Below are 6,222 nucleotides of genomic sequence, written 5' to 3'. Positions count from 1 at the left end.
CGATCTCCGGGAGGGAAGCGCGGGGCGCGGCCGTCGTCGGGCTCCCGCGGGAGCGTCGCCCTACTCCTTCGGGGGCTTGACGGCCACGTCCAGGTAGAAGGCGTCGATGCTGCGCACCGCCGCCTCGAACTCATCGAGGTTCACCGGCTTGGTGACGTAGGCGTTGGCGTGGTGACGGTACGCGCCGCTGACGTCGTCCGGAGCGGCGGACGTCGTCAGTACGACGACCGGGATGGTCCGCAGGTCGGCGTCCTCCTTCACGACGGCCAGGAACTCGCGGCCGTTCATGCGGGGCATGTTCAGGTCGAGGACGATCAGGTCGGGGCGCTCGTTGTCGGGGTTGCGCAGGTACTCCAGGGCCTCGACGCCGTCGGAGACCTGGGAGAGATGACGCGCCCCCCGTTCGGTGAGGGCGTCCTGGATGAGCATCGCGTCGGCGACGTCGTCCTCGACCAGCAGCACGTCGTAGGGGCGGGTTGCGGCGGCAGCCATGATTCAGGAGCTCCGGTATGTCGGGCGATGGTTCGGACGGGGTGTGCTGTTGGTGATGAGCCCGGGTCGGCGGCGCCGGGCCCCTGGCGGCTCACGCGCATCGCCCGGCCGGCTCGCCCACTGCCTGGGTCACCAGGGTGATCGTCTCTCCGGACGGCTGGGCAGACGCGACGGAACCGGGCATGACACCAGACTAAGGCGTTGATCTCGTAGCGGACAACGTGTGTTGTCCGGCCGTGGGTACAGTGTGCTTGCCGTACGACAACCGTGATCCGATCGCCGAGGGAGACATGCGCACCGCCGTGAAGACCGAGCCGTTCGACACCCAGGGCGCGTGGTCCCGTTGGACGACTCGGCGCTGGCTGCGAGTCGGGGTCGCCACCACCCTGGCGGTCCTGGCAGTGCTGGGCGCACTGGGCGGCTGGGCCATGTGGCGCACCTCACAACTCAGCGCCGAACTGGTCGACAGGCGCTCTCCCGCCCTGATCGACGCGATGCGGCTGGAACAGGCTCTGGTCAACGAGGAGACCGGCATCCGCGGCTACGGCCTCTCCGGCCGCTCGGACTTCCTCCAGCCCTACCAGCAGGGTGTCAGCGCCGAGAAGACCGCCCTCGGGCATCTTCGGACGCTGGTCCGGGGCGACGCCCGGGCCGTCGCCGACCTGGCCGAGGTCGAGAGACTGGCCGGTTCCTGGCAGGAGCGCACAGCCCGGCCCGTCGCGACCGCCTCCGCCGCCGACGCCGTGAAGCTCGTCACACAGCGTGCGGCGGAGGGCAAGACCACGTTCGACTCGCTGCGGGACGCGTTGGCGCGCCAGCAGGACCACCTGGAGGCCGAGCGCACGGCGGCCAGGCGGAAACTCCGCCAGGCGGAGGCCCTGCGGAACTGGATGTTCGCCATCATCGCCGGCGTCATCGTGCTGGTGGCGGCGCTCGTCTTCGAGGGGCTGCGCCGTGGTGTCACCGGTCCGCTCAGCCGGCTGGGCTCGGCGGCCCGTGACGTCGCGCAGGGCCGCTTCGACCGTACTATCACCGGCGACGGCCCCGCCGACCTGCGCCTGCTGGCCTCCGACGTGGACTCGATGCGCCGCCGGCTGGTGCGGGAGCTGCAGTTCAGCGAGGCGGCGCGCACCCAGATGGACGAGCAGGCCCAGGACCTGAAGCGGTCCAACACGGAACTGGAGCAGTTCGCCTACGTCGCCTCGCACGACCTGCAGGAACCGCTGCGCAAGGTGTCGAGCTTCACCCAGCTCCTGCAACGCCGCTACGGCGGGCAGCTGGACGACAAGGCGGACCAGTACATCGCCTTCGCCGTCGACGGCGCCAACCGTATGCAGACCCTCATCAACGACCTGCTGGCCTTCTCCCGGGTCGGCCGCGTGCACAACGACCACCGGACCGTCGATCTGGAAGACGTGCTGAGCCGGGCCGTGGACGACCTCAGCGTGGCCGTCGAGGAGACCGGCGCCGAGATCTCCCACGACGCGCTGCCCACCGTCGTCGGCGACAGCACCCAGCTGGGCATGCTGTGGCAGAACCTGCTGTCCAACGCGATCAAGTTCCACAGCCCCGACCGGCCGCCGCAGATCCACGTCAGCGCCGTGCGGCAAGGGGACATGTGGGAGTTCGCGGTCGGCGACAACGGCATCGGCATCGCCCCGGAGTTCCAGGAGAAGGTCTTCGCCATCTTCCAGCGCCTGCACACCAAGGACGCCTATCCGGGCACCGGTATCGGCCTGGCCATGTGCAAGAAGGTCGTGGAGTTCCACGGCGGAACGATCAGGATCGACTCCGAGTACCGGCTGGGCACCCGCGTGGTCTTCACCCTGCCCGCCACGGGCGACGGACCCGTGTCCGGCGAGGAAGAGTCGCGACCGTGACCGGAGGACCCGAGCGGAGCGAGGACCGGTTCCGCATCCTCCTGGTGGAGGACGACGACGGCGACGCCCTCCTCGTCGAGGAACTCCTCTACGACACCGGCCTGCCGCACACCCTCACGCGCTGCCGCACGGCCGCGGACGCGCGTACGGCACTGGCCTCGGCACACCTCGACTGCGTCCTGCTGGACCTGCACCTGCCCGACGCGTCCGGCGTGGAGACGGTGCAGGCCATCCAGGCGGACACTCCCTGCGCCATCATCGTGCTGACCGGACTGGACGAACCGCACGCGGGGGTCGACGCCCTCGCCGCCGGCGCCCAGGACTACCTCGTCAAGGGCAAGGTCGATCCCGACCTGATGCAGCGCGCCGTCCGCTACGCCGTCCAGCGAAAGCAGGCCGAACGCGCCAACGCAGCCCTCCAGATCGGCCGGCTGCGCGCCGAGGAGAACGCACGCCTGGAACGCGGGCTGCTGCCCGAGCCCCTGCTGCCGTCGACGGGTGTCACCGCCTCCAGCCGCTATTTCCCGGGGCGGGCGCAGGCTCTGCTCGGAGGTGACTTCCTGGATGTCGTGCAGACCGACGACGGGCAGGTGCACGCCGTCATCGGAGACGTCAGCGGCCACGGCCCCGACGCGGCCGCGCTCGGCGTCTGCCTGCGCATCGCCTGGCGCGCCCTCACTCTCGGCGGCCATCGCGACCAGCAGCTGCTGCACCTGCTGGAACAGATCCACAACGCCGAGCGCGCCGGCAGCGACCTGTTCACCACCTGCACCCTGATCACCCTGGACCCGCACGCGGCCACCGCGACCTTGCACCTGGCCGGGCACCACGCACCCCTCCTCGTCACCGACGAGGGCACCCAGGAGATCACCGCGACCTACGGCATCGCTCTCGGTATCGCGCCCGGACTGGGCAAGTGGCCGGCCACCACCTTCCCGCTGCCCGCCCGCGGAGCGCTCATCGCCTACACCGACGGCCTCATCGAGGGCTTCGCCGACGGCACCGGCGCCCGGCTCGGCGTCGACGGCCTGCTGCGCGTCATCGACGCGATCCACACGTCCCATCCCGGCGCCCACCTCGACCAGCTCATCGCCCGGACCCGCACCCTCAACGCCGAGCGGCACACCGACGACCTCGCCGTTCTGCGCCTGGACTGGAACACCGGCACGCCCGGGCAGACGGCGGGCACCTGGCGCACCGCACCCTGAACACGGGTCAGGGCAGACTCGCACCCTGTGCGCGCAGTTCCCGCTGGACCGTGCTCACCGGCACGTCGCGGGGGCGCCGGCCCCGCGTCGCCGCCAGGGCCGCGCAGACGCCCGCCGCCTGGCCGGTGGCCATGGAGATCGGCATGACACGGTAGGAGGAGTGGGCCACGTGGTCGCCCGAGATGCAGCGGCCGGCGACCAGCACCCGGTCCAGGCCGAGGGGCAGCAGGCAGCGCAGCGGGATGTCGTAGGACTCTCCGCGCGGCAGCCGTCTGAGCGTGGTGCCGCGACCACTCGGGTTGTGGATGTCCACCGGGTAGGCACCGCGGGCGACGGCGTCGTCGAACTTGCGGGCTGTGAGGACGTCCTCGCCCGTCAGCAGGTAGTCGCCCGTGATCCGGCGCGTCTCCCGGACGCCGACCTGGACGCCGCTCTGGACGACGTAGGAGTCCGCGAAACCCGGCACGCGGTCGCGCAGGAACCGGGCGATCTGCGCCATCTGCCGGTGAGCCGTGAACTCGGCGCGGGTGAGGTCCCAGACGCTCGTGCCGAGCACCTCGGTGACGCGCGTGGAGTTCACCGCGACCTCACCGGCGTTCGGCGTGGCGAAGAAGAGAATGTCCTCACGGGGCAGATCCAGCTCTCCGGCGTCCGTCGCGGCGCGGACGAGGTCCCACAGCCCGTGCACACCCCGCCACTGGCCGGGGTGGGCGCGGGTGTAGCCGGTGAACTCCTCGTGGTCGAAGCGGACCATGCGGAACATCAGCGTCATGGGCTGCGTCCAGCCGTCCTCGGGCCGGCCGGTCTCGTACGAGGCCCCCGCCGCCGCGGCGATGTCGCCGTCCCCCGTGCAGTCGACGATCACGTCCGCGTCCAGCACGAGGGGCCCCGACTTGGTCTCGAACACCGCGCGTGCCCGGTCCGGCAGGCTGAGGACGTCGGAGGCGAAGGCGTGCAGGAGCGTACGGACCTCGTGGCTCTCCAGCAGCTCGTACGCCACCAGCTTGAAGAGTTCCGCGTCGAAGGGCACGGTGTAGCCGGTCTCCAGTGACGGCCGGATCGCCGCTCCGGCGCGTACCAGCTGGTCGAGCAGCGTCCACAGCACCCCGCCGACCACCGGTTCGCCCTCGCCGTGGTCGGGCGGCAGCAGGCGCGTGGTGTCGCCGGACACGGCCTGCCCGACCTCGTTGTGAAAGCTCATCAGTGGCATCACCAGTGCCGCGGTGGCGTTGCCGCCGAGGAAGCCGTAGCGCTCGACGAGGACCACCTCGGCGCCCGCGTTGGCCGCACCGAGGGCCGCGCCGATGCCGGCCGGGCCACCGCCGATCACCAGCACCTGGGTGGAGCCGGCGTGCAGGGCCTGACGCGGCGGCAGCTGCACCTTCCGCGGGACGCGTGGCGGTCTCAGGTAGGACACGGTCAGCCCGCGGTGGAGGCGGGCACCGGGGTGCCGCGGTGGACCGCGTCGGGCGCGGGGGTGCCGTCGTCGGCGAGATGGGCGAGGAGCAACTCGGCGGTCCGGGCCGCCCGGATGCGCATCGACGCCGTGCGCGCGGCGGCCTCCGCCGCGCGGGTGTGCCGCTCGTCCCACAGGCGGTCCACCTCGGCCAGCAGCAGTCCGGCGGTCTCCCTGACCACCCCGCGCAGGGCGGGCGCGCCGATCCGCTGGGCGAAGTCGAAGACCTTGCCCGCGTAGGGCAGGGGGAGCAGGGGGATGCCGGCGAGGGCGGCGAAGACCAGGAAGTGCAGCCTCATGCCCACGGCGAGATCGAGTTCCGTGACGATGTCGAGGACCTCCTGCGGCCCGTGGTCGCCGTGCAGCACCGTGCAGCGGTCCGCCTGCGCCATCCGCGACACGACGGAGTGCGCGTGCCGGATGTCGCCGCGTTCCATGGAGACGAAGACGACATGAGCGTCCAGGCGGTGGACGAGGAAGTCGCCCACGTTCGCGAGGAGCTGGTGGTACCCCTCTTCGTCGAGGTGCTCGGCCGCGCGTCCCGGCTCCCGCACGCTCATGCCCGCCAGGCGCATGCCACGGGGCACCGCCTCCGCCCGCAGCAGCGCCGTACCGCGGTCGCCGGGTTCCAGCAACAGCGCGGGGTCGGCGGTGACGGAGATCGGCCGGGTGAGTCCGGCCTCCTCGAGGACCAGCTTCGACTCCTCGTCACGCACCGTCACTTCGATCGCGTCGGAGAGCACCGTACGGACCCAGGCACAGTCCGTCTCGTCGGTGAGCGGTCCGGCGCCCACGGCGTACGTGAAGACGGGCACGCCCAGGTTCTGGGCGGTGCGGGCCATCCGCAGGTATCGGCGCGCCTCGGTGTCGTAGAGGATTCCGCCACCGCCGAGCACCAGCACGCTCAGCCGCCGCAGGTGCTCGGAGACGTCCTCCCGGCAGACACCCTCCCAGGCGACGGCCTCGACGTCCGGGTGGACCGAACGGGTGTGCCGGGGATCGCGGGAGAAGACGACGAAGCGGGCGTCCAGCCGCCCGTCCCGGAGCCGGTCCAGCAGGGCGGTGAGGATGGCCTCGTCTCCCACGTTCCGGCCCCCGTAGGAGCCCAGTACGCCTACGGTCAGGCTGTCCGTGCCGTCCATGACCGCTCCCTCATGGCTCGCGCCGGAAGTGCTCCCGGCCCGCG

5 protein-coding genes are annotated in these 6,222 nt (G+C 71.6%); 2 read left to right on the top strand and 3 right to left on the bottom strand.

From position 1 onward, the window contains the following. Positions 1-60 precede the first annotated feature (60 nt). Positions 61-492: a response regulator gene (locus tag AB0B40_RS34555; RefSeq protein ID WP_345051623.1), complete on the bottom strand. Its 432-nt coding sequence runs from the start codon at positions 490-492 to the stop codon at positions 61-63. 290 nt (positions 493-782) lie between these two features. On the opposite strand from AB0B40_RS34555, the gene AB0B40_RS34550 reads away from it, so the two are divergent. Together AB0B40_RS34550 and AB0B40_RS34545 are read left to right on the top strand one after the other, a co-directional pair. Continuing rightward, positions 783-2,372, top strand: a complete 1,590-nt coding sequence (locus tag AB0B40_RS34550; RefSeq protein WP_345051620.1) for an ATP-binding protein — start codon at positions 783-785, stop codon at positions 2,370-2,372. Next, entirely contained in the window at positions 2,369-3,580 is a 1,212-nt protein-coding gene (locus AB0B40_RS34545) for a fused response regulator/phosphatase (RefSeq protein WP_345051618.1), read from the top strand. The genes AB0B40_RS34550 and AB0B40_RS34545 overlap by 4 nt, the downstream gene beginning before the upstream one ends. Positions 3,581-3,587: 7 nt before the next feature. Here AB0B40_RS34545 and AB0B40_RS34540 read toward each other — a convergent pair whose 3' ends face one another. Continuing rightward, complete coding sequence (locus AB0B40_RS34540; RefSeq protein ID WP_345051615.1) at positions 3,588-4,997, bottom strand: FAD-dependent oxidoreductase; 1,410 nt, start codon at positions 4,995-4,997, stop codon at positions 3,588-3,590. A gap of 2 nt (positions 4,998-4,999) precedes the next feature. Then, complete coding sequence (locus AB0B40_RS34535) at positions 5,000-6,178, bottom strand: polysaccharide pyruvyl transferase family protein (protein ID WP_362267469.1); 1,179 nt, start codon at positions 6,176-6,178, stop codon at positions 5,000-5,002. Positions 6,179-6,222 lie beyond the last annotated feature (44 nt).

The organism is Streptomyces sp. NPDC042638, from assembly GCF_040647235.1.
GTDB lineage: Bacteria > Actinomycetota > Actinomycetes > Streptomycetales > Streptomycetaceae > Streptomyces > Streptomyces rameus.
This window is presented reverse-complemented; position numbering and strand designations above follow the sequence as displayed.